This is a genomic window from Streptomyces sp. CB00455 (assembly GCF_001905445.1).
Taxonomy (GTDB): domain Bacteria; phylum Actinomycetota; class Actinomycetes; order Streptomycetales; family Streptomycetaceae; genus Streptomyces.
Map to the genome: position 1 here is coordinate 1,069,436 of NZ_LIVQ01000002.1, position 22,013 is coordinate 1,091,448.

At 71.2% G+C, this 22,013-nt stretch carries 25 protein-coding genes; 13 read left to right on the top strand and 12 right to left on the bottom strand.

Annotation, left to right across the window (positions count from 1 at the left end; genetic code table 11):
- Positions 1-133: 133 nt before the first annotated feature.
- On the top strand, positions 134-1,561 hold the full coding sequence (locus AMK16_RS12390) for a DUF2637 domain-containing protein (protein ID WP_079191462.1): 1,428 nt from the start codon (positions 134-136) through the stop codon (positions 1,559-1,561).
- 89 nt (positions 1,562-1,650) lie between these two features.
- Here the strand turns inward: AMK16_RS12390 and lysS are convergent, their stop codons facing one another.
- Positions 1,651-3,381 carry a lysine--tRNA ligase gene (gene lysS, locus AMK16_RS12395; RefSeq protein ID WP_073913241.1) on the bottom strand — a complete coding sequence of 577 codons (1,731 nt, stop codon included), beginning with the start codon at positions 3,379-3,381 and terminating at the stop codon, positions 1,651-1,653.
- A gap of 179 nt (positions 3,382-3,560) precedes the next feature.
- On the opposite strand from lysS, the gene argS reads away from it, so the two are divergent.
- The 5 genes from argS to AMK16_RS12420 all read left to right on the top strand — a co-directional run bounded on the left by argS (position 3,561) and on the right by AMK16_RS12420 (position 7,863).
- Positions 3,561-5,330 (top strand): arginine--tRNA ligase, encoded by a 1,770-nt coding sequence (argS, locus tag AMK16_RS12400; protein ID WP_073913244.1) that lies wholly within the window; start codon positions 3,561-3,563, stop codon positions 5,328-5,330.
- Between the two features lie 97 nt (positions 5,331-5,427).
- The gene (locus AMK16_RS12405; RefSeq protein ID WP_073913248.1) at positions 5,428-5,859 is read left to right on the top strand and encodes a DUF3995 domain-containing protein; all 432 of its coding nucleotides are present in this window, start codon (positions 5,428-5,430) and stop codon (positions 5,857-5,859) included.
- A gap of 41 nt (positions 5,860-5,900) precedes the next feature.
- Positions 5,901-6,491 carry an RNA polymerase sigma factor gene (locus tag AMK16_RS12410; protein WP_443333553.1) on the top strand — a complete coding sequence of 197 codons (591 nt, stop codon included), beginning with the start codon at positions 5,901-5,903 and terminating at the stop codon, positions 6,489-6,491.
- Complete coding sequence (locus AMK16_RS12415; RefSeq protein WP_073913735.1) at positions 6,488-6,958, top strand: hypothetical protein; 471 nt, start codon at positions 6,488-6,490, stop codon at positions 6,956-6,958. Before AMK16_RS12410 ends, AMK16_RS12415 begins: the two co-directional genes overlap by 4 nt.
- A gap of 107 nt (positions 6,959-7,065) precedes the next feature.
- Positions 7,066-7,863 (top strand): VOC family protein, encoded by a 798-nt coding sequence (locus AMK16_RS12420; protein ID WP_073913251.1) that lies wholly within the window; start codon positions 7,066-7,068, stop codon positions 7,861-7,863.
- Positions 7,864-7,912: 49 nt separating this feature from the next.
- Here AMK16_RS12420 and AMK16_RS12425 read toward each other — a convergent pair whose 3' ends face one another.
- The 3 genes from AMK16_RS12425 to AMK16_RS12435 are packed head-to-tail and all read right to left on the bottom strand — an operon-like array spanning position 7,913 to position 11,129.
- Positions 7,913-10,294, bottom strand: a complete 2,382-nt coding sequence (locus AMK16_RS12425) for a tetratricopeptide repeat protein (protein WP_073913255.1) — start codon at positions 10,292-10,294, stop codon at positions 7,913-7,915.
- Complete coding sequence (locus AMK16_RS36200) at positions 10,294-10,695, bottom strand: hypothetical protein (RefSeq protein WP_158071217.1); 402 nt, start codon at positions 10,693-10,695, stop codon at positions 10,294-10,296. The genes AMK16_RS12425 and AMK16_RS36200 overlap by 1 nt, the downstream gene beginning before the upstream one ends.
- 35 nt (positions 10,696-10,730) lie before the next feature.
- Positions 10,731-11,129, bottom strand: coding sequence for an ATP-binding protein (locus tag AMK16_RS12435; protein ID WP_443333554.1), 399 nt, complete (start codon positions 11,127-11,129; stop codon positions 10,731-10,733).
- 152 nt (positions 11,130-11,281) lie between these two features.
- On the opposite strand from AMK16_RS12435, the gene AMK16_RS12440 reads away from it, so the two are divergent.
- The 4 genes from AMK16_RS12440 to AMK16_RS12455 are packed head-to-tail and all read left to right on the top strand — an operon-like array spanning position 11,282 to position 14,208.
- On the top strand, positions 11,282-12,067 hold the full coding sequence (locus AMK16_RS12440) for a helix-turn-helix domain-containing protein (protein ID WP_242438690.1): 786 nt from the start codon (positions 11,282-11,284) through the stop codon (positions 12,065-12,067).
- The gene (locus AMK16_RS12445) at positions 12,064-12,243 is read left to right on the top strand and encodes a DUF397 domain-containing protein (RefSeq protein ID WP_073913266.1); all 180 of its coding nucleotides are present in this window, start codon (positions 12,064-12,066) and stop codon (positions 12,241-12,243) included. Before AMK16_RS12440 ends, AMK16_RS12445 begins: the two co-directional genes overlap by 4 nt.
- Positions 12,240-13,454 carry a hypothetical protein gene (locus tag AMK16_RS12450; RefSeq protein WP_073913269.1) on the top strand — a complete coding sequence of 405 codons (1,215 nt, stop codon included), beginning with the start codon at positions 12,240-12,242 and terminating at the stop codon, positions 13,452-13,454. Before AMK16_RS12445 ends, AMK16_RS12450 begins: the two co-directional genes overlap by 4 nt.
- Positions 13,438-14,208: an alpha-ketoglutarate-dependent dioxygenase AlkB gene (locus AMK16_RS12455; RefSeq protein WP_199885432.1), complete on the top strand. Its 771-nt coding sequence runs from the start codon at positions 13,438-13,440 to the stop codon at positions 14,206-14,208. Before AMK16_RS12450 ends, AMK16_RS12455 begins: the two co-directional genes overlap by 17 nt.
- On the opposite strand, the gene AMK16_RS12460 is transcribed toward AMK16_RS12455, so the two are convergent.
- Entirely contained in the window at positions 14,191-14,967 is a 777-nt protein-coding gene (locus AMK16_RS12460) for a TetR/AcrR family transcriptional regulator (protein WP_073913275.1), read from the bottom strand. The two genes, AMK16_RS12455 and AMK16_RS12460, sit on opposite strands and share 18 nt — an antisense overlap.
- 108 nt (positions 14,968-15,075) lie before the next feature.
- On the opposite strand from AMK16_RS12460, the gene AMK16_RS12465 reads away from it, so the two are divergent.
- Both AMK16_RS12465 and AMK16_RS12470 read left to right on the top strand, forming a co-directional pair.
- On the top strand, positions 15,076-16,011 hold the full coding sequence (locus AMK16_RS12465; RefSeq protein WP_073913277.1) for an ATP-binding cassette domain-containing protein: 936 nt from the start codon (positions 15,076-15,078) through the stop codon (positions 16,009-16,011).
- Positions 16,008-16,763: an ABC transporter permease gene (locus tag AMK16_RS12470; RefSeq protein ID WP_073913280.1), complete on the top strand. Its 756-nt coding sequence runs from the start codon at positions 16,008-16,010 to the stop codon at positions 16,761-16,763. Before AMK16_RS12465 ends, AMK16_RS12470 begins: the two co-directional genes overlap by 4 nt.
- Before the next feature lie 51 nt (positions 16,764-16,814).
- Here AMK16_RS12470 and AMK16_RS12475 read toward each other — a convergent pair whose 3' ends face one another.
- The 6 genes from AMK16_RS12475 to AMK16_RS12500 form a co-directional block, all read right to left on the bottom strand.
- Positions 16,815-17,087: a DUF1876 domain-containing protein gene (locus AMK16_RS12475; protein ID WP_073913284.1), complete on the bottom strand. Its 273-nt coding sequence runs from the start codon at positions 17,085-17,087 to the stop codon at positions 16,815-16,817.
- An 88-nt stretch (positions 17,088-17,175) separates the two neighbouring features.
- Complete coding sequence (locus AMK16_RS12480) at positions 17,176-17,832, bottom strand: contact-dependent growth inhibition system immunity protein (RefSeq protein ID WP_073913288.1); 657 nt, start codon at positions 17,830-17,832, stop codon at positions 17,176-17,178.
- Positions 17,833-17,844: 12 nt separating this feature from the next.
- Positions 17,845-18,144 carry an RNase A-like domain-containing protein gene (locus AMK16_RS12485; protein ID WP_073913292.1) on the bottom strand — a complete coding sequence of 100 codons (300 nt, stop codon included), beginning with the start codon at positions 18,142-18,144 and terminating at the stop codon, positions 17,845-17,847.
- Between the two features lie 12 nt (positions 18,145-18,156).
- Complete coding sequence (locus AMK16_RS12490; RefSeq protein ID WP_079191465.1) at positions 18,157-18,732, bottom strand: hypothetical protein; 576 nt, start codon at positions 18,730-18,732, stop codon at positions 18,157-18,159.
- A gap of 19 nt (positions 18,733-18,751) precedes the next feature.
- Positions 18,752-19,339, bottom strand: a complete 588-nt coding sequence (locus AMK16_RS12495) for a hypothetical protein (protein ID WP_073913296.1) — start codon at positions 19,337-19,339, stop codon at positions 18,752-18,754.
- 16 nt (positions 19,340-19,355) lie between these two features.
- Positions 19,356-20,519, bottom strand: coding sequence for an RNase A-like domain-containing protein (locus tag AMK16_RS12500; protein WP_143196811.1), 1,164 nt, complete (start codon positions 20,517-20,519; stop codon positions 19,356-19,358).
- On the opposite strand from AMK16_RS12500, the gene AMK16_RS12505 reads away from it, so the two are divergent.
- On the top strand, positions 20,506-20,850 hold the full coding sequence (locus AMK16_RS12505; protein ID WP_073913303.1) for a hypothetical protein: 345 nt from the start codon (positions 20,506-20,508) through the stop codon (positions 20,848-20,850). The genes AMK16_RS12500 and AMK16_RS12505 overlap by 14 nt on opposite strands.
- A 6-nt stretch (positions 20,851-20,856) precedes the next feature.
- Here AMK16_RS12505 and hemB read toward each other — a convergent pair whose 3' ends face one another.
- The gene (gene hemB / locus AMK16_RS12510; protein ID WP_073913307.1) at positions 20,857-21,855 is read right to left on the bottom strand and encodes a porphobilinogen synthase; all 999 of its coding nucleotides are present in this window, start codon (positions 21,853-21,855) and stop codon (positions 20,857-20,859) included.
- Positions 21,856-22,013 lie beyond the last annotated feature (158 nt).

Below are 22,013 nucleotides of genomic sequence, written 5' to 3' on the forward strand. Positions count from 1 at the left end.
AGGTAGGGGGCAGGCCGGAACACTGACGCGGAGTCACCCGTACGCTGTGCCTGCCGCGGCCCGGTAAAGACCCGGTAAGTTCTCAGTGCTCGGCATGCCCCAGGCATGTGCTCGACAAGGGAGGGGATCACGGGTGGCCGCGATACAGCTGACTCGTACGCACCGGATACTCATCGGCGTCGTGGTCGCCGGAGCCGTCGTCATCGCGGGCATCGGCTTCGCGGGCTCGTACTCCGCGGTGCGCGCGCTCGCCCTGCAGAAGGGCTTCGGCAGCTTCTCGCTGGTGTTCCCGATCGGCATCGACGCAGGCATCTGCGTGCTGCTCGCGCTGGACCTGCTGCTGACGTGGATCCGGATCCCCTTCCCGCTGCTGCGTCAGACGGCGTGGCTGCTGACCGTGGCGACGATCGCCTTCAACGGCGCCGCCGCCTGGCCGGACCCGCTGGGCGTCGGCATGCACGCCGTGATCCCGATCCTGTTCGTGGTGACGGTGGAGGCGGCCCGGCACGCGGTGGGCCGGATCGCGGACATCACCGCGGACCGGCACATGGAGGGCGTGCGCATCACCCGCTGGCTGCTGTCGCCGGTGCCCACCTTCAGGCTGTGGCGCCGGATGAAGCTGTGGGAGCTGCGCAGTTACGAGCAGGCGGTCGGCATGGAGCAGGACCGGCTGATCTACCAGGCCCGGCTCCAGGCCCGCTACGGACGGGCCTGGCGGCGCAAGGCCCCGGTGGAGGCGCTGATGCCGCTGCGGCTGGCCCGGATCGGCGTGCCCCTGTCCCAGACGGCCCCGGAGGGGCTGGCGGCGGCGGGCATCGATCCTGCACTGCTGCCCCCGGCTGATCCCGCGCCCCTGGCCGCGTCCGTGGCCGCGTCCGTCTCGGCGGCCGCTCCCGCCGCCGCGGTGCCCGCCGCGGCCGGCGCCCCGGCCCTGGAGGCGGCCGCAGCCCCGGCCGGCGCCGCTCCCCAGCCCCTCCCGCTGACGGCCGAACAGGCCCAGCAGGCCCAGCAGGCCCAGCAGTCGGGGCTTCATGCCCAGGCCCACGCGCAGGCGGAGGCCCAGGGCCACCCCCAGTCCGCCGAGGCGGCCCCCGCCCCCTTCGCGGTCGACCCGACCGCGATGCCGGCGGCGCACAACAGTGCCTGGTTCGCCGCGCCACGGGCCCCGCAGGCGGCGTACGAGGGCGGCTACAACCCCGCCTTCGTCGAGGGCCTGGAGCCGACCCCGGTCATGCCGCCGTCGGGCCCCGAGGAGCAGCCGGAGCCGCGGCAGGAGCAGTTGCCGGCCCCCCGCGAGGAGCTGACCCCGGCCCCGGCCGGCGGCAGCGGCACCGACGGCGGCGGCGAGATCGACGAGGTGAAGTTCGCCGAGGCGGCCTACGAGGTCTTCCGCGCCTACATCGAGGAGAACGGCAAGGTCCCCAGCCCCGAGCAGGTCGACATATACCTCTCGGACCGGCACGGGATCGTGCACCCGCGCAGCTTCTCCACCATCACCCGGCTGATGCCGGAGCTGAAGCAGCGCTACCAGCGCGACCTGGAGAACGAGCACATCGCCTGACCCCGGCCGCCCCGGCGCCCCCGGAGCACGGAAGGGCCCGCACCCCCGAGGCGGTTTCCAGGGGGTGCGGGCCCTTCCTCACGGCGCGCTCAGACGGCGAGCAGCTCGCGCACGCGGTCGGCGCCCACCGCCAGCAGCAGCGTGGGCAGTCGCGGTCCGGTCTCGCGGGTGACGAGGAGCCGGTAGAGCAGCGCGAAGAACGTCCGCTGCGCGACCTTCAGTTCCGGCGTCGGCTTGGCGTCGGGCTCCAGGCCGGCCATGACCTTGGGCACGCCGTAGACCAGCGTGGTCAGCCCGTCGAGCGACCAGTGCGAGTCCAGTCCCTCCAGCAGCAGCCGCAGCGATGCGCGCCCCTCGTCGTCCAGGGACGACAGCAGCTCCGTGTCGGGCTCCTCGCGCACCAGGGTCCGCTGGTCGGCGGGGACCTGGGTGGTGATCCAGTTCTCCGCGCGGTCCAGGCGCGGCCGTACCTCGTCGAGCGAGGTCAGCGGCTTGTCCGGCTCCAGGTCGCTCAGGATGCGCAGGGTCTGCTCGTCGTGCCCGGCGGTGACGTCGACGACGGAAGCCAGCGTCCGGTACGGCATCGGGCGCGGGGTGCGCGGCAGCTCGGCGGCCGCCGTGCGCACGGCGCGGGTGTGCGCGGCCGCGTCGGCGGGCAGCACGGAGCCGTCCGCGACCTTGGCCTCCAGCTTGTCCCACTCGTCGTAGAGACGCTGGATCTCCTGGTCGAAAGCGATCTTGAAGGACTGGTTCGGACGGCGGCGCGCGTACAGCCAGCGCAGCAGCTGCGGCTCCATGATCTTCAGCGCGTCGGCCGGGGTGGGGACCCCGCCCTTGCTGGAGGACATCTTCGCCATGCCGCTGATGCCGACGAAGGCGTACATCGGTCCGATCGGCTGCTCGCCGCCGAAGATGTGCACGATCTGGCCGCCGACCTGGAAGGACGAGCCCGGCGAGGAGTGGTCGACGCCGGAGGGCTCGAAGATCACGCCCTCCAGGGCCCAGCGCATCGGCCAGTCGACCTTCCAGACCAGCTTGCCCCGGTTGAACTCGCTGAGCTTGACCGTCTCGGTGAACTCGTCCTCGGTGCAGACGTAGGTCATCTCGGTCGTCTCGTCGTCGTACGAGGTGACCTTGGTGAAGTCCTTGCCGCACTGGCCGCAGTACGGCTTGTACGGGAAGTACCCGCCCTCGCCGGTGCTGCCGTCGTCCTCGGCGGCCGCGCCCGAGCCCTCGGCGGCCTCCAGCTCGGCCTCGTCGACCTGCTTCTGCTGGGGCTTCTTGCCGCCCGGCTTCTGCTTGGTGCGGTACTGGTCCAGGACGGCGTCGATGTCGCCGCGGTGCTTCATCGCGTGCAGCACCTGCTCGCGGTAGGCACCGGTCGTGTACTGCTCGGTCTGGCTGATCGGGTCGTACTCGACGCCCAGCTCGGCCAGCGAGTCGACCATGGCGGCCTTGAAGTGCTCGGCCCAGCTGCCGTACGGGGAGCCGGCCGGGGCGGGGACCGCGGTCAACGGGCGGCCGATGTACTGGCCGTAGGTCTCCTCGTCCACGCCCGGGATGCCCTTGGGCACCTTGCGGTAGCGGTCGTAGTCGTCCCACGAGATGAGGTGGCGGACCTCGATGCCACGGCGGCGGATCTCGTCCGCGACCAGGTGCGGGGTCATGACCTCGCGGAGGTTGCCCAGGTGGATCGGGCCGGAAGGGGAGAGTCCGGACGCGACGACGACAGGTTTGCCGGGTGCTCGGCGCTCCGCCTCGGCGATGACCTCGTCCGCGAAACGGGAGACCCAGTCGGTCTCGGTGCTGCTCTGAGCCACGGCACGTCCTTCTATCTCGAATGCTGGCTTCAGTCATTCTCCCAGACGGAGCAGGCCGCTTTGAGGTTGCCCGGCGGCCCCCATATCCCGGGAAAGGGGCGGCGTCCGCGTGGGATACTCGGCACTTGTCGGAACACCCAAGTACACCCACCGGCACAACCTCAAAGGAACGGCAGCTCATGGCCTCGGTCCCTTCCCTCGCTTCTTCCGTCAACCAGCGCGTCGCGGACGCCCTCGCCTCGGCTCTGCCGGAGGCCGGCGCCGCCGACCCCATGCTGCGACGAAGCGACCGGGCCGACTTCCAGGCCAACGGCATCCTGGCGCTCGCGAAGAAGGCCAAGGCCAACCCGCGCGAGCTGGCGGCGACGGTGGTGCAGTCCCTCCCGACCGGTGACGTGATCCGGGAGATCGAGGTCTCGGGCCCCGGCTTCCTCAACATCACCCTCACCGACCGGGCGATCACCGGGACGCTCGCGGCGCGCGCCGCGGACGACCGCCTCGGCGTCTCCCTCGCGGCGAACCCGGGCACGACGGTGATCGACTACGCGCAGCCGAACGTGGCCAAGGAGATGCACGTCGGCCACCTGCGCTCCGCCGTGATCGGCGCCGCGATGGTGGAGATCCTGGAGTTCACGGGCGAGAAGGTGGTCCGCCGCCACCACATCGGCGACTGGGGCACCCAGTTCGGCATGCTCATCCAGTACCTGCTGGAGCACCCGCACGAGCTGGACCACCGGTCCGGGGACGAGGTCTCCGGCGAGGAGGCCATGTCCAACCTGAACCGCCTCTACAAGGCCTCGCGCGCGCTCTTCGACTCCGACGAGGAGTTCAAGACGCGCGCCCGGGCCCGGGTGGTGGACCTCCAGGCCGGCGAGCCCGAGACCCTCGCCCTGTGGCAGCGGTTCGTGGACGAGTCGAAGATCTACTTCTACTCGGTCTTCGACAAGCTGGACATGGACATCCAGGACGCCGACGTGGTCGGCGAGTCCGGCTACAACGACATGCTGGTCGAGACGTGCAAGCTGCTGGAGGAGTCGGGCGTCGCCGTCCGCTCCAACGGCGCGCTGTGCGTGTTCTTCGACGACGTCAAGGGACCGGACGGCAACCCGACCCCGCTGATCGTGCAGAAGTCGGACGGCGGCTTCGGCTACGCCGCCACCGACCTCTCGGCGATCCGCGACCGGGTGGGCCGGCTGGACGCGACGACCCTGATCTACGTCGTCGACGCACGGCAGTCGCTGCACTTCAAGATGGTCTTCGAGACCGCGCGCCGGGCGGGCTGGCTGAGCGACGGCGTCGAGGCGGTGCAGCTGGCCTTCGGCACGGTCCTCGGCAAGGACGGCAAGCCGTTCAAGACCCGTGAGGGCGAGACCGTGCGGCTGGTGGACCTGCTCGACGAGGCCGTCGAGCGGGCGACGGCCGTCGTGCGCGAGAAGGCCGAGAAGGTCGGCCTGACCGAGGCGGAGATCACCGAGAACGGCCGGTACGTCGGCATCGGCGCGGTCAAGTACGCCGACCTGTCGACCTCCGCCGCACGGGACTACAAGTTCGATCTCGACCAGATGGTCTCGCTGAACGGCGACACCTCGGTGTACCTCCAGTACGCCTACGCCCGGATCAAGTCCATCCTGCGCCGGGCGGGCGAGCGGGTACCGGCCGCGCACCCGGAGCTGGAGCTCGCGCCGGCCGAGCGCGCCCTGGGCCTGCACCTGGACCACTTCGGCGAGCTGGTGCACGAGGCGGCCGCCGAGCACGCCCCGCACAAGGTGGCCGCGTACCTCTACCAGCTGTCCTCGCTGTTCACCACGTTCTACGACCAGTGCCCGGTCGTGAAGCCGGAGCCGGAACTGGTCGTGGGCGAGAACCGGCTGTTCCTGTGCGACCTCACCGCCCGCACCCTCTCCAAGGGCATGTCGCTCCTCGGGATCCGGACCCCCGAGAAGCTCTGACGGCCACGGCAGCCGTGTGACGAGGCCCACAGGGAACGTTCTCCCTGTGGGCCTCCTCCTTCGTGTGCCGGGTCATCGAGCACCGAGGGGGAACACGATGGACGACACGACACGACTGCGCACCGGGCGGGCGCTCGCCGCACTGCTCGCCGCCGACGGTCTGATCCACCTGTACTGGGCCACCGGCGCCACCTGGCCGGCCCCCGACGAGCGGGCGCTGTCCCTCGCCGTCCTCGGCTCCGAGGTGTCCTTCGGGCCGCCGGTCGTCGTGCCGCTGGCCGCGCTCACGCTGACCGGGGCCGCCGCCGTGCTCGCCCACGCGCACGGACGCGGCGGCCGGGCCACGCGGGTGTTCACCGCCGCGGTCGCCGCCGGGCTCGGCGCGCGGGGCGCCGCCGGCCTGGGGTGGGCCGCCGGGCTTCTGGACACCCCGCCCGACAGCCCCTTCCGGGTGCTCAACCTCGCCCTGTACACGCCCGCCTGCCTGGCCTTCGGCTGGGCGGCGATCCGCCTGGCGCGCGCCCGGTGACCGCTGCGGACCGGGAGGGGGGCCCGGAGCGGGAGGGGGCCTTGGAGCGGGAGGGGGCCCCGGAGCGGGAGGGGGCCCCGGAGCGGGAACGGAACCGGCAGCGGGAGCCGGACCGGCCGACGGAGCGGGAGCGGCAGCACGAGCGGGGCATCGCCCTCGCCCGCGCCGCCCGCGGCGGCGACACCCTCGCACTCCACCAGCTCCTCGACCACCTCACCCCCTACATCGCCCGCATCTGCGACCCCGTCGCCCGCGCCGACGCCCCGGACGCCACCCAGGAGACCCTGCTCACCGTCTTCCGGTCGCTGCGGTCCCTGCGGGATCCGCGGGCGCTGTACGGATGGGTGCGGGCCGTCGCCGTCCGGGAAGCCGTGCGCACCGCCCAGCGCGCGGCACGCGACCGGCCGGCCGAACTGGCCGAGGTGCCCGGGCGCGGGGACCCGCAGCTCGCCGCCGACATCGACGACGTCCTGGCGCGGCTCTCCCCGGCCCACCGGGCGGTGCTGGTCCTGCGGGACGTGGAGGGCCTGGACGAGCAGACCGCAGCCGCCCTGCTCGGCGTCCCGGCGGGCACCGCCAAGTCCCGTCTGCACCGAGCCCGTTCGAGTTTCCGGAAGGCGTGGTCCGCATGAGCGAGCAGAGGGACGGGACCGACCCGGTGCGGCGGCTGCACGTCATGGCGGCCGGCGTTCGCGGCGCGCGCGTCGCCGAACACGTCGTCCCCGCGCCCTTCGAGGAGGTCTGGCCGGTCATGGCCGCCCTGGACTTCCTGCCGGACCTGGCCCGGATCCGCGTACTGGGCGTGGACGGCGACCGGATCGAGGCGGTGGCGCGGAGCAGGTACGGCTTCCGGGCGCACCTGCGGGGTTACCGGCGGCCCGGCTGGTGCTGGATGCAGAGCCGTTTCCTGATCGTCGGACTGGCGGCCGTCCCGGCGCCCGGCACCGACGGTCCCGCCACGCTCGTGGCCCTCACGGGCGGCGTCCGCGTACCGGGTCGGGCGGCCGTCCTGCCCTTCGGCACCCTGCGGGAGCTGCACACGGCGACGCGGCGGCTGGAGGACCGGATGCGCGTCCGGGCGGCCCGGCCGGGCGGGTGAGCGGCACTCGTTCACCCGTACGGCCCGGTTCGCTCCACGGGGGGCGGGTAGGGGACGGCCCGTCCTTCCCGTCCCCAGCGCCGCCCCCGGAGGCATCCGTGCCCGACATGAACGGCCCCTACAAGCCCGGTACCCCCTGCTGGATCGACCTGATGGTCCCCGACCATCAGGCGGCCCTCGACTTCTACAGCAACCTCTTCGGCTGGCAGGGCGAGATCGGCCCGGCCGAACAGGGCGGCTACTCCGTCTGCACCCTCAAGGGCAAGCCGGTCGCCGGGATCATGAAGGCGAGCAACCCGGACGGCACCGTCCCGGACCCGATGCCGCCGACCGCGTGGACCACGTACCTGGCCACCGACTCCCTCGACTCCACCCTCAAGCAGGTCACCGACGCGGGCGGCTCGGTGATGATGGGCGCGATGGACGTCATGGACCTCGGCCGGATGGCCGTGATCACCGACCCCACCGGCGCCGCCGTCGGCCTGTGGCAGGCCGGCACCTTCGACGGCGCCGGCATCGTCAACGAGCACGGCGCCCTCATCTGGAACGAGCTGAACACCGCCGACGTCCCCGCCGCGGCCGCCTTCTACACCGCCGTCCTGCCCGTCACCACGGCCCGGTCCACGATGCCGGACGCCGGCGATTACACCGAGTTCCAGGTCGACGGCCGCGCGGTCGGCGGGATGATGGACCTGGCCAAGCTGCCGGCGGGGGTGCCGCCGCACTGGATGCCGTACTTCCACGTGGACGACGTCGACGAGATCCAGGCCGCCGCCGTACGGGCCGGGGGCAGCGTCAAGGCCCCGGCCTTCGACATGGTGGCGGGCCGCATGGCCGTCCTCGCCGACCCCCAGGGCGGCGTCTTCTCGGTGATCACGGCGACCGCCCCGGAGCAGGCCGGCTGAGGTGACCTGATGTGACCCGGCGCACGGGGAAACCTCCCCCGTGCGCCCCTCACCTCGTGAACCGGTGCCACCAGCGGCGGGGCCGCCGGGCCGCCTCGCGCATGTCCGCGGCCTCCTGCCTGCACTTGGCCTCCCGCTGCACGTCGCCGGCCGAGGCGAAGCCCGCCGCGGCCCGCTCGAAACCCTCCGCCGCCTCCGCAAAGCGGCCCAGACCGCCCAGGGTCCCGGCCAGTGCTCGCACCGCAGCGGCCTGGTCCTCCACAGTGTCCAAGAGCGCGCAGGCCCGCTCGTGCGCCTCCAACGCCTGCGTCCACCGCCCCTCCCGCTGGTGCAGCAGGCCGAGGTTGATCATCACCACGCCTTCGCCGTCCCGGTCTCCCCCTGCGGTGAAGAGGCTCAGCGCCTCCTCGAAACGGGCCCGCACCTCGCGCGACGAACCCGTGGACATAAGCGATAGACCCATTCGGTTCAGGATCCACGCCATGCGGGTCCGGTAGCCCAGATCCCGCACGATGACGAGTGCCTCTTCCCATACGACCAGGCACTCCTCGCCCCGTCCCGCCGCCCAGAGCGCCTCACCGAGTGCGTCCAGCACGATGACCTCGCGGTGCCTGTCGCCCAGCTCCCGCATGAGGGCGAGAGACTGCCGGTGCATGGCGATCGCCTCGTCCAGCCGTCCCAGGCGCTGGAGGTCGCTGCCCAGCGCCAGCAGCACCACGGCTTCCGCGTGCAGGAACCCCTGCTCGCGGTGGATCTCCAACGCTCGCTGGTGAGCTTGCCGCGCCTCCTCCAAACGGCCCGCGGTAGCGTACGAGGTGCCCAACAGGGTCAGCGCCCTTCCCTCCCCGTCCCTGTCAGAGGCCTGGCGGAACAGGGCGAGGGCCTCCGTCAGCCGCTCGGTGGCCTCCCCGTCGTCCGCCTGCCACAGTGCGCTGCCCAGGTCGCACGTCGCGACGGCGATGTCGCCGGGACTGCCCGTCGTGCGCACGGCCGCGAGTACGTGGCGCGCCATCAGCAGGTTGTCTTGTGTATGCCCGTAGAGCTGGAAGTAGGAAGACAGGAGGCCGGCCAGTTTCACAGCGGTGTCCACCCGCCCGGAGTCGGCTGCGAAGCCCACGGCGGCGACCAGCATCGGCCGCTCCGTGTCGAGCCAGTCCAGCACCTGCGCAAAGGAAGGCAGTCCCGGCCCACTGCTGCCCGGACTGTTCACTCCCAGGAGCTCCTGCGCCACTCCGGTGCGCAAGACCAGATTGGCCAGGAAGGCGTCCGTCGCCTCCTCCCGCCCGTCCGCCTCCGCGCACTCCTCGCCCCGCTCCAGCGCGTACAGCCGCAGCAGGTCGTGCATCCGCCACCGCCCCGAGCCCACCGGCTGTTCCCTCAGCAGGCTGGCCCGTACGAGCGCGGCCAGCTTGGGCCGTACGTCCTCGCCCTCGCCGGTGAGCAGGCCGGCGTACTCGGTGCGGCAGTCCGGGCCGGGGTTCACCGTCAGCAGCCGGAAGATCCGCGCCTGGTCGGCGGGCAGCCGCGCGTACGAGAGGTCGAACGCGGCCCGCACCCCCACCGGTACGCCGCCCTCGTCGAAGGTCAGCGCCTCCAGCCGGCTCCGGGCTTCGGCCAGCCGCTCCGCCAGCTCCCCCGCGGACAGTCCGGGATCGCCCGCCAGCACCGCCCCCGCCACCGCGAGGGCCAGCGGCAGCCGTCCGCACCGCCGCGCGATCCCGGCCAGCGCCTCCGGCTCCCGTACGGGCCGGGGGTCGTCCGGCCACGCGCGCAGCACCGCGTCGGCGAGGAGTTCGGCCGCGGGCTCCTCCGCCAGTTCGTCCAGCGGGAGCACCCGCCCCGCGAACCCGGGCGCCACGAGCCGGTGCCGCGAGGTCACCAGCAGCCGGTGCGCTTCGGCGGCCGGTACGAGGTCGCGCACCTGCCCGACCGCACTCGCGTCGTCGGCCACGATCAGCACGCGTTGCCCGGCCCGGGCGAAGGCCGCCAGCTTCGCCCGGTACAGCGCGAGCCGGCCCTCCGGCGACTCCGGCAGGTCCGTGTCGCGGACGCCCAGGTGGCGCAGCATCTCCTGGACCGCCTGCGGCCCGCTCACCCCGCCGTCGGGGGCGTAGCCGCGCAGCGACAGGAAGAACACGCGGTCGCCGAACCAGCCCAGTTCCACCGCCCGGTGGGCCGTGGACACCGCCAGCGCGCTCTTGCCGACGCCGGCCAGCCCGGCCACGACGACGACGCGCGGGCCGCCCTCTGCGAGCAGTCCCACCAGTTCCTTGGCCGACCCGTCGCGCCCGACCAGGGCCGGGGGCGCGTCGGGCAGGCCGAGCAGCGCCCGGGGCGCGGGGCCGGCGCCGGCCGCGTAGGTGATGTGGTCGCCGGCGACCTGGGTGATCCGCGCGTTCCCGTCGGCGCGGGCCCACTGCTCGTTGCCCACTAGGGGGTGGGGGTGGTGCCGGTACCCGTGCCCGTGCCGGGGGTCGGGTTGGTGGCCTGCCGCACCCGGGAGTCGCCGTCGGCCCGTGCCCACTGGTCCACGAGGTCCGGGGCCGAGCCTCCGCCGGACTGGGTGATCTGACCGGTCCCGGAGGCGCGGGCCCGTTGCCGTACGACGCTCTGCCCGGCACCGGCGGCGCCCGGCCCGCTGCTGGCCCACCAGGCCCCGGCGAGCCCGAAGGCGGCCGCCATGGCCCCGGCGAAGCCCGCGGCGGCGGCCACCTTGTCCGAGTCCTTGTCCGGCAACCAGCCGAAGGGGTCCGCCTGGCCCAGCTTGAAGCTGAGCAGGAACACGATCGCCGTGCCCCCGATGACGACAGCCCACCGCAACGGACGTGACACTGGCCCCCCTTGATGCGTCTTCCGAGCATCCGAAGCTAGCAGGCACCCCCGCGGAACTCGCACCAGACGACCTTCCCGGGCGTCCGGGCCAGCACCCCCCAGTCGTCGGAGAGAGCGGCGACGAGCGTGAGCCCGCGCCCGTGCGGTCGCCCGGTGATCCGGGAGAACCCGGGCCCGCTGTCGTGCACCTCGACCCGGACGGTCCCGTCCTCGAAGCCGAACAGCCGCAGCAGGTAGCCCCGGCCGCGCGGGACCCCGTACCGCAGCGCGTTGGTCGCCAGCTCGCTCACGCAGAGCAACACGTCGTCGAGGCGTTCGGTCGCCGCCCACGCCCGCAAGGTGTCACGTGTGAAGTGCCGCGCAGCTGCGACGGATCGGGGTGAGCGCAGGTAGAGACGCTCGCGCATGAGCGCCGCCTGAATAGTTGGATTCACGGGACGATCGTCGCGTTGCGTGACTAGCGTGTGGCTGATCGCCGACCCGTACTCCTTGATGAGTACGGGTCCGCACGGGGTATTCCGCGTACGTGGGTGGGGAGTTCGCTGTCATGCCACCGAGGAAACGAGTACGGCCGAACGCGACGACCATGAAGATGGTCGGAGCGATGGTGGCCGCCGCCCGTATCGCCAAGAACCTGACCCAGAAGCAGCTGGGCGAGCTGGTCCGGCTGGATGCGGAGACCATCGCCTCCATCGAACAGGGCCGCCGCGCGTTGATGCCGAACGTCGCCGAGCTGATGGACCAGCACCTGGGCCTGCCGGGTCTGCTGACTGTGGCAGCGCTGGAACTCCCCGATATCGACACGACACCGCCATGGGCGGAGGAGTACCTGGCCCTTGAGGTCAAGGCCATCACCTTGTCCTGGTACGAGGGCCAGCGCGTGCCAGGGCTACTGCAAACGGAGGGCTACGCCCGGGCCCTCTTCAAGTGCCGTGTCCCAGCGCACCCCGAGGAAACGGTTGAGGATCTGACCGCCCGCCGCATGGCGCGGCAGGAGATCCTGCGCCGCAAGACACCGCCGACCCTGAGCTTCGTCATCTGGGAGCCCGCCGTCCGCCACCGCATCGGCGGCCGAGAAGGACATGCGGAACTCCTGCGGCACTTGCTCGCCTGTTCGGAACTTCCGGACGTTTCCATTCAGGTGATGCCGCTGGAGCAGTCCGCCCACGCAGCCCTCGACGGCCCCTTCATCCTCTTGGAAACCCCGGCCCACCAGCACCTCGGGTACTCGGAGAGTCAGCGTGGCAGCAGGCTCATCTCAGACCCCGACGAGGTCAGCATCATGGCTCGCCGATATGCGATGCTGCGGACTCAGGCCCTCAACACCGTCCAGACGCAGGGCCTGTTGGACCGCCTGTTAGGAGAGCTATGACCACCGAACTGAAGTGGTTCAAGTCCAGCTACAGCGGCGGCGACGGCGACGCCTGCGTCGAGGTGGCCCCCGGCAGGGACACGGTCCACGTCCGGGACTCGAAGGTCCAGGACGGCCCCGTCCTGGACCTCGCGCCGGCGAGCTGGGCGGCGCTGACCGGCTGGCTGGCCCGATGACGGAAGCCTGCATCGATGATGCGAGCAACGTACTCGTCGCGCCTTCGAGGTTGCAGGGCAACGACCTGATCAGGGACTTCTTCGGGTCCACGATCACGCCGGAGGACCTCGCTTCCGATGCGACCGACCTCGCGCGGAGGACCGTCTACGTGTGCGGCGACGTATCCGGGATCAGCGGCCGCCAACTGAAGGCCGCGGACCGGGTGTTCGTGATCCGGGAGCTGTCGCACGGTTACGGCGAGGACGTCGACACACCGTGGACCCTCGTCGGTGTCGGCCGGGTTCCCGTCCGGGTACCCGGTGCCGGCGTGTTCTACCGCCGCTTCTTCGACCTCGACGCCGATCACTTCGGACGGATCCGTGCGGAGCACGCCTTCCAGTCCCTGACGGAGTCCACCAAGCCCGGAACGGCCCATCGCAGCGGAATCTACCTGACGCCCGTCGAGCAGAGCGGCGACGAACTGCATTTCCGCCTGCTCCGGTGCTCCACGAATCTCTCGGGGCCGACCGAGGGCTTTCGCACGACCGACACCCGCATCGTCGAGGCTCTGAATCGCGAGGCCGCCACCGTCTTCCGGGGCCACGCACCGCTGAATCATGTCCTCGCGCAGATCTACCACAACACCCATGCCACGGCCGAGCGCAAGCAGTCCAAGGCGAAGATATCGGCCCACGCCGACAAGACCAAGGACATGCCCGTCAATGGCGTCATGGCCTTCTGCACCTTCTATGACGGGCTCGAAAAGCTGCGACCCTTGGCCGAAGACGTTTTCGACTACGGCGTGAAGCGTGCCAGCGGGCTGACCAGACTCCACTTTCGCCTCAAGGAGCCGATCGAGGAACGCGACGGGGTCGCGCTCCCCCCGCAGTTCGCGCTGACTCTCTACCCCGGCTCCGTTTTCTTTATGCCGCTGTCCACCAACCGCCTGTACACGCACGAAATCCGGCCCTCGACGTTGGGCGCCGAGATGCTCCCGACCCGCCTTGGGTACGTGGTGCGCTGTTCGAGCGCCGAAGCCGTTCACAAGGACGGCCACACGTTCCTCAAAACGGCCGGGGATCCGGTGAAGCTGGGGCCGCCCACGCCCGAGGGCATGGACGAGCTGCGCAGGCTGTACGCCGAGGAGAACAGGACCTCGTCCTTCATCGACTACGGCGACGCATTCCTCTTCAGCATGAACACGGGAGACTATGTTGCCCCCCGCGTCTAAGATCTCGGATGAGATCATCTCGCACTCGTTGCCGGCCGCGCAGGATCTCTTCGCGGAGCTGTCCACGTCGGCTCGTCTGGAAGACGTGGGAAAGGGCCGGCGGGGTGCCGTGCTCACCAGGATCGACGAGGCGGGGGGTGTGCCTCTCGTCCGCACCACCACTCAATACGGCAGCCCGACGCAGCGTTTCCGCGCGGTGCACGAACGGCTGGCGCAACGGATTCAAGAACGTACGGCGATCCCGGTCGGCTTCAACAACGCTCTCATCGAGAGCTATACGAATGCGTACAGGACCATGGGCAGCCATTCCGACCAAGCCCTGGATCTGGCCGAGGATTCCTTCATCGCCGTCTTCTCCTGCTACCGGCATCCCGAAGCGGGTCCACCGCGGAAGCTGATGTTCGAAGCAAAGGGGTCCGGTGTCGACACGTTCGAGATCCCTCTCACCCACAACAGCGTTGTCGCGTTCTCGGTCGAATCGAATCGGCGGTTCAAGCACAAGATCGTGCTGGACACGGCCGTCCCGACAGCGGACAACCAATGGCTGGGCGTGACGTTTCGGACGTCGAAGACCGTCGTCCGGTTTCGCGACGGACATGCGTACCTCCCGCAGGGCGCGCGCCTCACATCGGCCGACGACGAGCAGCGGCGCGAGTTCTACCGACTACGGCGCCGCGAAAACGATGAAACGGACTTCGTCTACCCTTCGCTGACGTACACCGTCAGCGAGAGTGATCTACTGCCGCCCGTCTGACCTCACCGGAACCGCCGCCAGCGGGGCCAGCCCGTCCAGGATCCGGTCCAGGCCGAAGCGGAACTGGAAGTCCGGCTCGCCGGAGCCGCTGAACGCGTCCGAGTCCAGCAGCCGCGTCACCGCGGGGTGGCTGTCCGGTCCGGTCATGAGCCGCAGCGTGCGGACGTACTGGCCGAGCGCCTGCTCCGGGGCGACCCCGGACTTCACGATGGCGTCCATCATGTCGGCGGCCATCGTGGCCTCGTTCCGCACCAGGCCCCCGATCAGAATGATCGTCGAGAGCTTCTCGCTCTCCTTCAGGCCCGTGCCGGCCATCGAGGCGAGGCCTCGGTCCATCCAGGCCAGCTGGTTCGGGGAGACGGGCGCGGCGGTGATCGGGATGCGCAGGATCCAGGAGTTGGCCATCAGGACGGCCCGCTGCGCGTACGCCCAGTTCGTCAGCAGCTCGCGCCAGCCCCACCCCTGCGCCTCGGGCGGCAGCGGCGGCGGGGCGCCGACGCCCGCGTCCGCCATGAGGACGTAGAGCTCCTCCTTCGCGGCGACGTAGCGGTAGAGGGACATCGTCGAGACGCCCAGTTCCTTGGCCACGCGGCCCATGGAGACGGCGTCCACTCCCTCGGCGGCGGCCAGCGCCACCGCCGCCTCCACGATCTTCGGCAGCGTGAGCGTGGGGCGCGGCCCCTTGCCGGGGCGTTCGCGCAGGCCCCAGGCCATTTCCAGGCTCGCGGGGAGCCCTGTCCCGCTGTCCTCGTCCGCCATGACCGCCCACTCCTCGATTGACCCCCATCCTAGTTCTGTGTATTACTTACACAGAAGAGCGTAAGGCATACGCAGAAGCGAGAAGCTGGGAAGGGAGCACCATCCCTCATGACCACGCACGCCTCCGGCGACCTCGGCATCCACGCCACCGGTCTGACCAAGTCCTACGGCGACCTCCGCGTCCTCGACGGCATCGACCTCGCCGTCCCGCGCGGCAGCGTCCTCGCCCTCCTCGGCCCCAACGGCGCCGGCAAGACCACCACGGTCCGGATCCTCGCCACCCTCACCGCCGCCGACGCCGGAACCGCCCGCGTCGCCGGACACGACACCGTCACCGCACGGGCCCGCGTCCGCGAACTCATCTCCCTCACCGGCCAGTTCGCCGCCCTCGACGAGCTCCTGACCGGCACCGAGACCCTCCGCATGATGGGCCGCCTCGCCGGGCTCTCCCCGCGCGCCGCCCGCACCCGCGCCGACGAGCTCCTCGCCCGCTTCGGCCTCACCGAGGCCGCCGGCCGCACCGCGAAGACGTACTCCGGCGGCATGCGCCGACGCCTCGACCTCGCCGCGAGCCTCGTCTCCCGCCCCGAGGTGGTCTTCCTGGACGAGCCGACCAACGGCCTCGACCCGCGCAGCCGCCAGGACCTGTGGGACCTCGTACGGGAACTGCGCGCCGACGGCACCACCGTCCTGCTCACCACCCAGTACCTGGAGGAGGCCGACCGGCTCGCCGACCGCGTCGCCGTCCTCTCCGGCGGCCGCATCGCCGCCGAGGGCACCCCGGCCGAACTGAAGGCGCGCGTCGCCGGACACCGCCTGGAGCTGACCCTGGCCACCGGCGCCGCCTACGAGGCCCTCGCCCCGCGCGCCGTCCACCTCGACCCCGACGGGCTCACCCTCGGCCTGCCCACCGACGGCACCGCCGCCCACGTCCGTGCCCTGCTCGACGAACTCGACCCGGACCGCACCGCCGTGGACCGCTTCACCGTCCGCAGCGCCACCCTCGACGACGTGTTCCTCACCCTGACGGGAGCCGACCGATGACCGCCGTACCCGTGAGCGCCCTGACCCTCGCCGGCCGCAGCCTGCGCATCAGCAGCCGCCGACCCGACGCCCTGATCGCGGCCCTGATGCTGCCCGTCATGCTGATGCTGATCTTCGTCTACTTCTTCGGCGGCGCCATCGACACCGGGACGGCGTACGTGACGTACGTGGTCCCCGGCGCCATGCTGCTCTGCGCGGGCTTCGGCGCGGCCTCCACCGCCGTCAGCGTCGCCGAGGACATGACGAACGGCGTCATCGACCGCTTCCGCTCCCTCGACATCGGCGGCATCCCCATCCTCGCCGGACACGTCACCGCCTCGGTCCTGCGCAACCTGATCTCCACCACCCTGGTCCTCGCCGTGGCCCTCGCGATCGGCTTCCGGCCCCAGGCGGGCCCGGCCGCCTTCCTCGCCGCGGCCGGCCTGCTGCTGACGTACATCACGGCGATCTCGTGGCTGGCCGCCGCACTCGGCCTGCTCGCCAAGTCCCCGGAGGCGGCGGGCGGCTTCACCTTCCTGATGATGTTCCTGCCGTACCCGTCCAGCGCCTTCGTCCCCATCGACACCATGCCCGGCTGGCTGCACGGCTTCGCCGACCACCAGCCGCTGACCCCCGTGATCGAATCCCTGCGCGCCCTGCTCCTGGCCCAACCCGCCGGGGACGCGCCCTGGGTGGCCCTGACCTGGTGCGCGGGCATCACGGCCGCGGCCGTGGCCCTGTCCGCGGTCCTGTTCCGCAGCAGGACGCGCTGAGGGGCTCCTCACCAGGAGAAGCCCCTCGGCACGCCGACGGCGCGTACCCGCTCAGCCATTGAGCGAATAGGAATGCCGGCCCGTCGCCTCGTCGATCTCGGCGTGGGCCTTCTGCAGCATCTGCGACGCGAGATCCATGAGCGCGCGAGCACCCGCGATCTCTTCCCCGACCCTCAGCTGCTCCGGGTCGGAGGGGTGACGCAGGGCGTAGCCCCGCGCCTTGATCTCGGAGCCGTCCCCGAGTCTGACCAGGGCCGCCGCACTGGTGCGGTGGCCCTCCTCGGTGAATTCGAGCTCCACATGCCACCCGACGAGCGTGGCCATGGTGCATCACCTCCAGGGGGTCACCCTTCCCTCCAGGGTGCGCCCGCGGCAGGGGCGGCGCGAGCCGGGAGCCCCCGGCTCCCGGCCGTCAGCCGGCGGTCAGGGTCGCCGCCACCGTCCGGAACCACGCTCCGTACGAGAACGGCTCGGGCGGGTTGACCTCCATGCCGAGCTCAGCGGCGGCCAGGGCGTAGTCGCCCTCGTCCAGCGGGAGGGCGATCAGTTCGTGCAGCTCACCGACGAGGCGGGCGACGATCTGCGGGTCGGTGGTGGCGGCGTAGTCCGCGACCGCCGCCTCGTGGTCGGGGAACTCGTCGACGATGTCCTGCGAGAACCAGCCGCCCAGCAGCTGCGCCGTCTCCGGGAACCGCGCGTGCCACTCCCAGTGCGTCTGCGGGTTCGCCGGGGGCGGCACCTCGCCGTCCTCGATGCTCTGCTTGAGGTGGTCGGCGAGCACGAACAGCCAGTCGCCGATCGCGGCCTGCGGGATCCCGACGTCGGGGACGGCGTAGAACTCGCCGAGGTCGATCCGCAGGCGCCCCGGAGGGTTGCGGCCGTACTCGCGCAGCTGGCGCTCCGCCTCCGCGATGGCCCAGGGGCGGGTGTGCCAGGTGTGGCGCAGGTAGGCGTCCAGCGCACGGCTGCGCTGCTCCGCCGTGTCGTCGGCGGGCTGGCCGAGGTAGGCGCGCAGCACCTGGTCGAGCTCGCCGTAGCGCCGGTCGTGTTCGAGGGGCTTCATGGACACGGTCGGTCGCCTCTACGGGTAGAACGGGACGGTCGTCAGGACGACGAATCCGTACGGGCTGGCGGGCTCACGGCGCAGGACGACGCGGGCGGCGCGGACGTCGACGGGCCCCTGGCCGACGAGCAGCATCGCCTCCAGCTGCACCCGGCCGACGGGCTCCTCACGGGACGGCCAGGCGGCCTCAAGGGTGAGGCGGGCCCGCGTCCCCTGGGCGAGCCAGCGGTGGATGACCTGCTCGTTGGCGGTCACCACCTGCTGGGTGGCCCACTGCGCGGTCTCCCGGTCGGGGTAGGTGGAGGATCGGGTCAGCATCGGATCATTGTCTCAATTCGCGTTGAACGACCAGAAGACGCCGACCTCGTCCGCCGACACCGCGATCAGGCCGAGGTCCATCATGTAGTCGGTGAAGGGATGCCCGCCTTCCAGGTCCCGCGCCAGGAAGTCGGGCGCGTCGGAGCCGCGGGCGAGGTCGGATGAGGTCCAGAACGCCGCATCGGGGCCGAACCGGTCCAGCAGGGTCCGGGCGTCCGCGAGCACCGCGTCCCGGTCCTCCCGGGACCGGACCGGCGAGCCCTCGAAGAACCACTCCTGCGCGAGCGAGGCGAGCAGCTCGACGGCGGCGCCGGCCGTGATCGGCCGGAGCCCGGCGCGCAGGTCCTCGGCGGCCGTCGCACGGAACGGGTAGGAGGGGAAGCCGACCTCCCGTCCCTCCTTGAACGTCTCCGGATCCAGGGCGGACCAGCCCCGTGGATCGGCGACCGACCGCTCCATGACGGCGCGGACGTCCTCGGCCCAGTCCTCGTGCGACCGGGGGCCGCTCCTGGCGAAGGTGAAGACGTCCTCCAGGAGCCGCAGCAGCGCGGCGTCCCAGGGGGCGGCCTCGGTGGATCGGGTCGGCACGGATTGATCCTCCCAGGGCTCAGATGTCGCCGAATGCCCAGAACAGCCCGACTTCGGTGTCGGAGACGATGACCAGGCCGCAGTCCTCCCCGTAAAAGGTCATCGGCGTCCAGCCCATGGGTTTCCCCCCGAAGTCCAGCTTGCCCGTGCGCCTGGCTTGGCCGAGGTTGCTGTGACAGGTGAATGTGTCCCCGTAGCGGCCGAGAATGGTGCGAGCCATTTCCTGCAGCTCGTCGAAGCTCTCACTGAACCTTTCCAGGTTCCGCAGGGTGCAGCCGTCGTCGGTGAGTGCGAGCAGGAGATTCTCGGCGCTCGCACGGTCAATCTCGTACAGCCGTTCCCCGACGTCGGCCGGGGTGAGCGGGCGGGCCGGATCGTCCCTAAAGGCCGGGCGGCAGAACGGGACGGCGGGGTGCTCCGCAGTGCGTTCGTGCGCGATCGGGTCGAGCCCCGCCCAGCCGCGCGGGTCGGGGACGGCCCGTTCCATGACGGCGAGCACGTCGGCCTGCCAGTCCTCGTGCTTGCGCGGACCGGTGGCGATGAACGCGAACCCGTCCTCGTACAGGTGCTGTACCGCCGACTCCCAGGACGCCTGGTCGATGGACATCTTCGAAGAGCCTTTCTCACTTGCCGGGCATGGACGTCATGACGGTGAACGGAGGATTGCGGCTGCTGTCGTACTTGAGCCTCGTCTCGATGCCCGTCACATCCTGCGCCTCGGCTTTGATGCCGCCCGTCTTGTATCCGGACAGCGGATCGGCCGGATTTGTCGGCTGCTTGCTCACACTGCGGCCGCTGACCTCGCCATTGGGCGCCGTCGACGTGAAGGGCTCCACATCCCCCTCGGGCGGTGGCGGCGGACCCTTGATCCAAGCCTCGATCGCTGCGGCGTTCTGGTTGAGGTTGTACTGGGTGAGTTCCTGCGCCCGCTGGTAGTCCGGGAAGGCCGAGGAGGCGCTCGGCTTCGGCTTGCCGTACGGCCAGGCCTGGGTCGGGCCGTTCTGTTGCTGGTCGCGCAGGCGCTGCGCCAGCTGCTCGTCCGTCTTGCCCACGTGCTTGTCCAGTGTGTGGCCGTCGTTCATGTACTCGTTGGCCGCCAGGTCCAGCGTGTACTTGCCGGTGGCCGAGTCGATCTTCAGCCAGGTCTGCGAGGTGCTCTTGAAGTCTTCCAGGGAGCGGGAGCCGAAGCCGTGGGCGCGGGCGACGCCGGCCTCGAACTTCGGGGCGCTCCGGTGCGCTTCGTCCAGGACGTCCTGGAGCGCGTTCATGCGCGTGGTGAGGCCGTCCACGATGCCGGTGTACTTGTCCACGATCCGGTTCAGCTTGGCCTTGTCCAGCTTCATGACCGTGTTGACGTCGAACTTCAGCAGGAGCCCGGTGACCCCGCCGACCCCGCTGGCCACACTGGTGACCGCGCCGACGATGCTCTTGACGCTGGGCTTCTCCTTGGCCTTCTCCAAGTCCTCGATGATGCTCATGGCGGCCTGCTTCATGGCCCGCTTGAGCTCTTCGAAGACGTCGTGGTTCAGCTCGACGGCGGCTTCCGCGTACTCGCGCAGACAGTCGCTGATCTTGATCGCCACGTCGTTCAGGACGGTCATCACCGGCTGACTGCCCGTGGCCGCCGTCGCCCCGTACGGACCCGTGGTGTGCGCCCACTGGAGGCCGTGCCGGGTCTGACCCCATGCCGTCGCGCCCCACAGCGCGCTGCAGAACGTCCGCATGGCGGCTTCCCAGTCGGCCTTCTGGTGGTTGGTGATGGTGCCGATGATTATGACCCCGGACACCGCTCGCCACCCCCGTGCGTTCGTCGCGCCGCTCGTCTCCACCCTGCTCACGCTGCCGCTCGCGGCCGTCGCGTTCTTCTTCGTCGGGCTGTCGCCGATGGCCTGCGACTCCTGCGGTGACGCGGCGAGCGACCGGTTCGACGCCTCGTACGGCACCGCCTTCGGCGCCTTCGGCTTCGGACTGCTGGTGGTACTGGCCGTGTTGGCCGCCGCGTGGGGATTGCCCTGGCAGCGGCGGCACGCCGCCGCCAGGGTGTGGCTGGCCGTCATCGCCCCGGCCGGCGTCGTCCTCGACTTCGTCGTCTTCAACGGCCTCGTCGACTGGCCGTAGAGCGGATCAGGCGCCCCGCAGCCAGCCCGCGACCTCGGTCGCCCAGTACGTGAGGATCGTGTCGGCGCCCGCCCGCTTGATGCCCAGCAGGGTCTCCAGGATGGCCCTGTCCCGCTCGATCCAGCCCTTCTCCGCCGCCGCCTCGATCATCGCGAACTCGCCGCTGATCTGGTACGCCGCCACCGGGACGTCCACCGCCTGCGCGACCCGGTACAGGATGTCGAGGTAGGGGCCGGCCGGCTTGACCATGACCATGTCCGCGCCCTCCTCCAGGTCGAGCGCCAGCTCCCGCAGGGACTCCCGGGCGTTCGCCGGGTCCTGCTGGTAGGTCTTGCGGTCGCCCTGGAGCGTGGAGGCGACGGCCTCACGGAAGGGCCCGTAGAAGGCCGACGAGTACTTGGCCGTGTACGCCAGGATGGACACGTCCTCGTGCCCGGTCTCGTCCAACGCGTCGCGGATGACGCCGACCTGGCCGTCCATCATCCCGCTCGGGCCCACCACGTGCACACCCGCGTCGGCCTGGACCTGCGCCATCTCGGCGTACCGCTCCAGCGTCGCGTCGTTGTCCACGCGCCCGTGCTCGTCCAGCACGCCGCAGTGCCCGTGGTCGGTGTACTCGTCCAGACACAGGTCGGACATGATCACCAGATCATCCCCGACCTCGGCCTTCACATCACGGATCGCGACCTGCAGGATCCCGTCCGGCTCGGTGCCCGCCGTGCCCAGCGCGTCCTTGTTCTCGTCGGCCGGGACACCGAACAGCATGATCGCCGAGACCCCCGCCTCGACCGCCTCCACGGCGGCCTTCCGCAGCGTGTCCCGGGTGTGCTGGACGACGCCGGGCATCGCCGAGATCGCCAGGGGCTCGCTGATGCCCTCCCGTACGAACGCGGGGAGGATCAGGTCCGAGGGGTGCAGCCGGTTCTCCGCGACCATCCGCCGCATCGCCGGGGTGGTGCGCAGCCGGCGGGGCCGCGAGCCGGGGAAGGATCCGTACGTGCTCATCTTCTAGTCGCCTCTTCGCGCATCGAGAACAGTCCGAACCAGCGTAGGGCCCGCCCCCCGGCACACGGCCCGGGCCTCACCCGGACCCGCCCCCGGCCCGGGGACGGTTTCGGCCCGCCCCCGGCCCCGGCGGGCCACCGACGAGGGCGGGGCCCGGC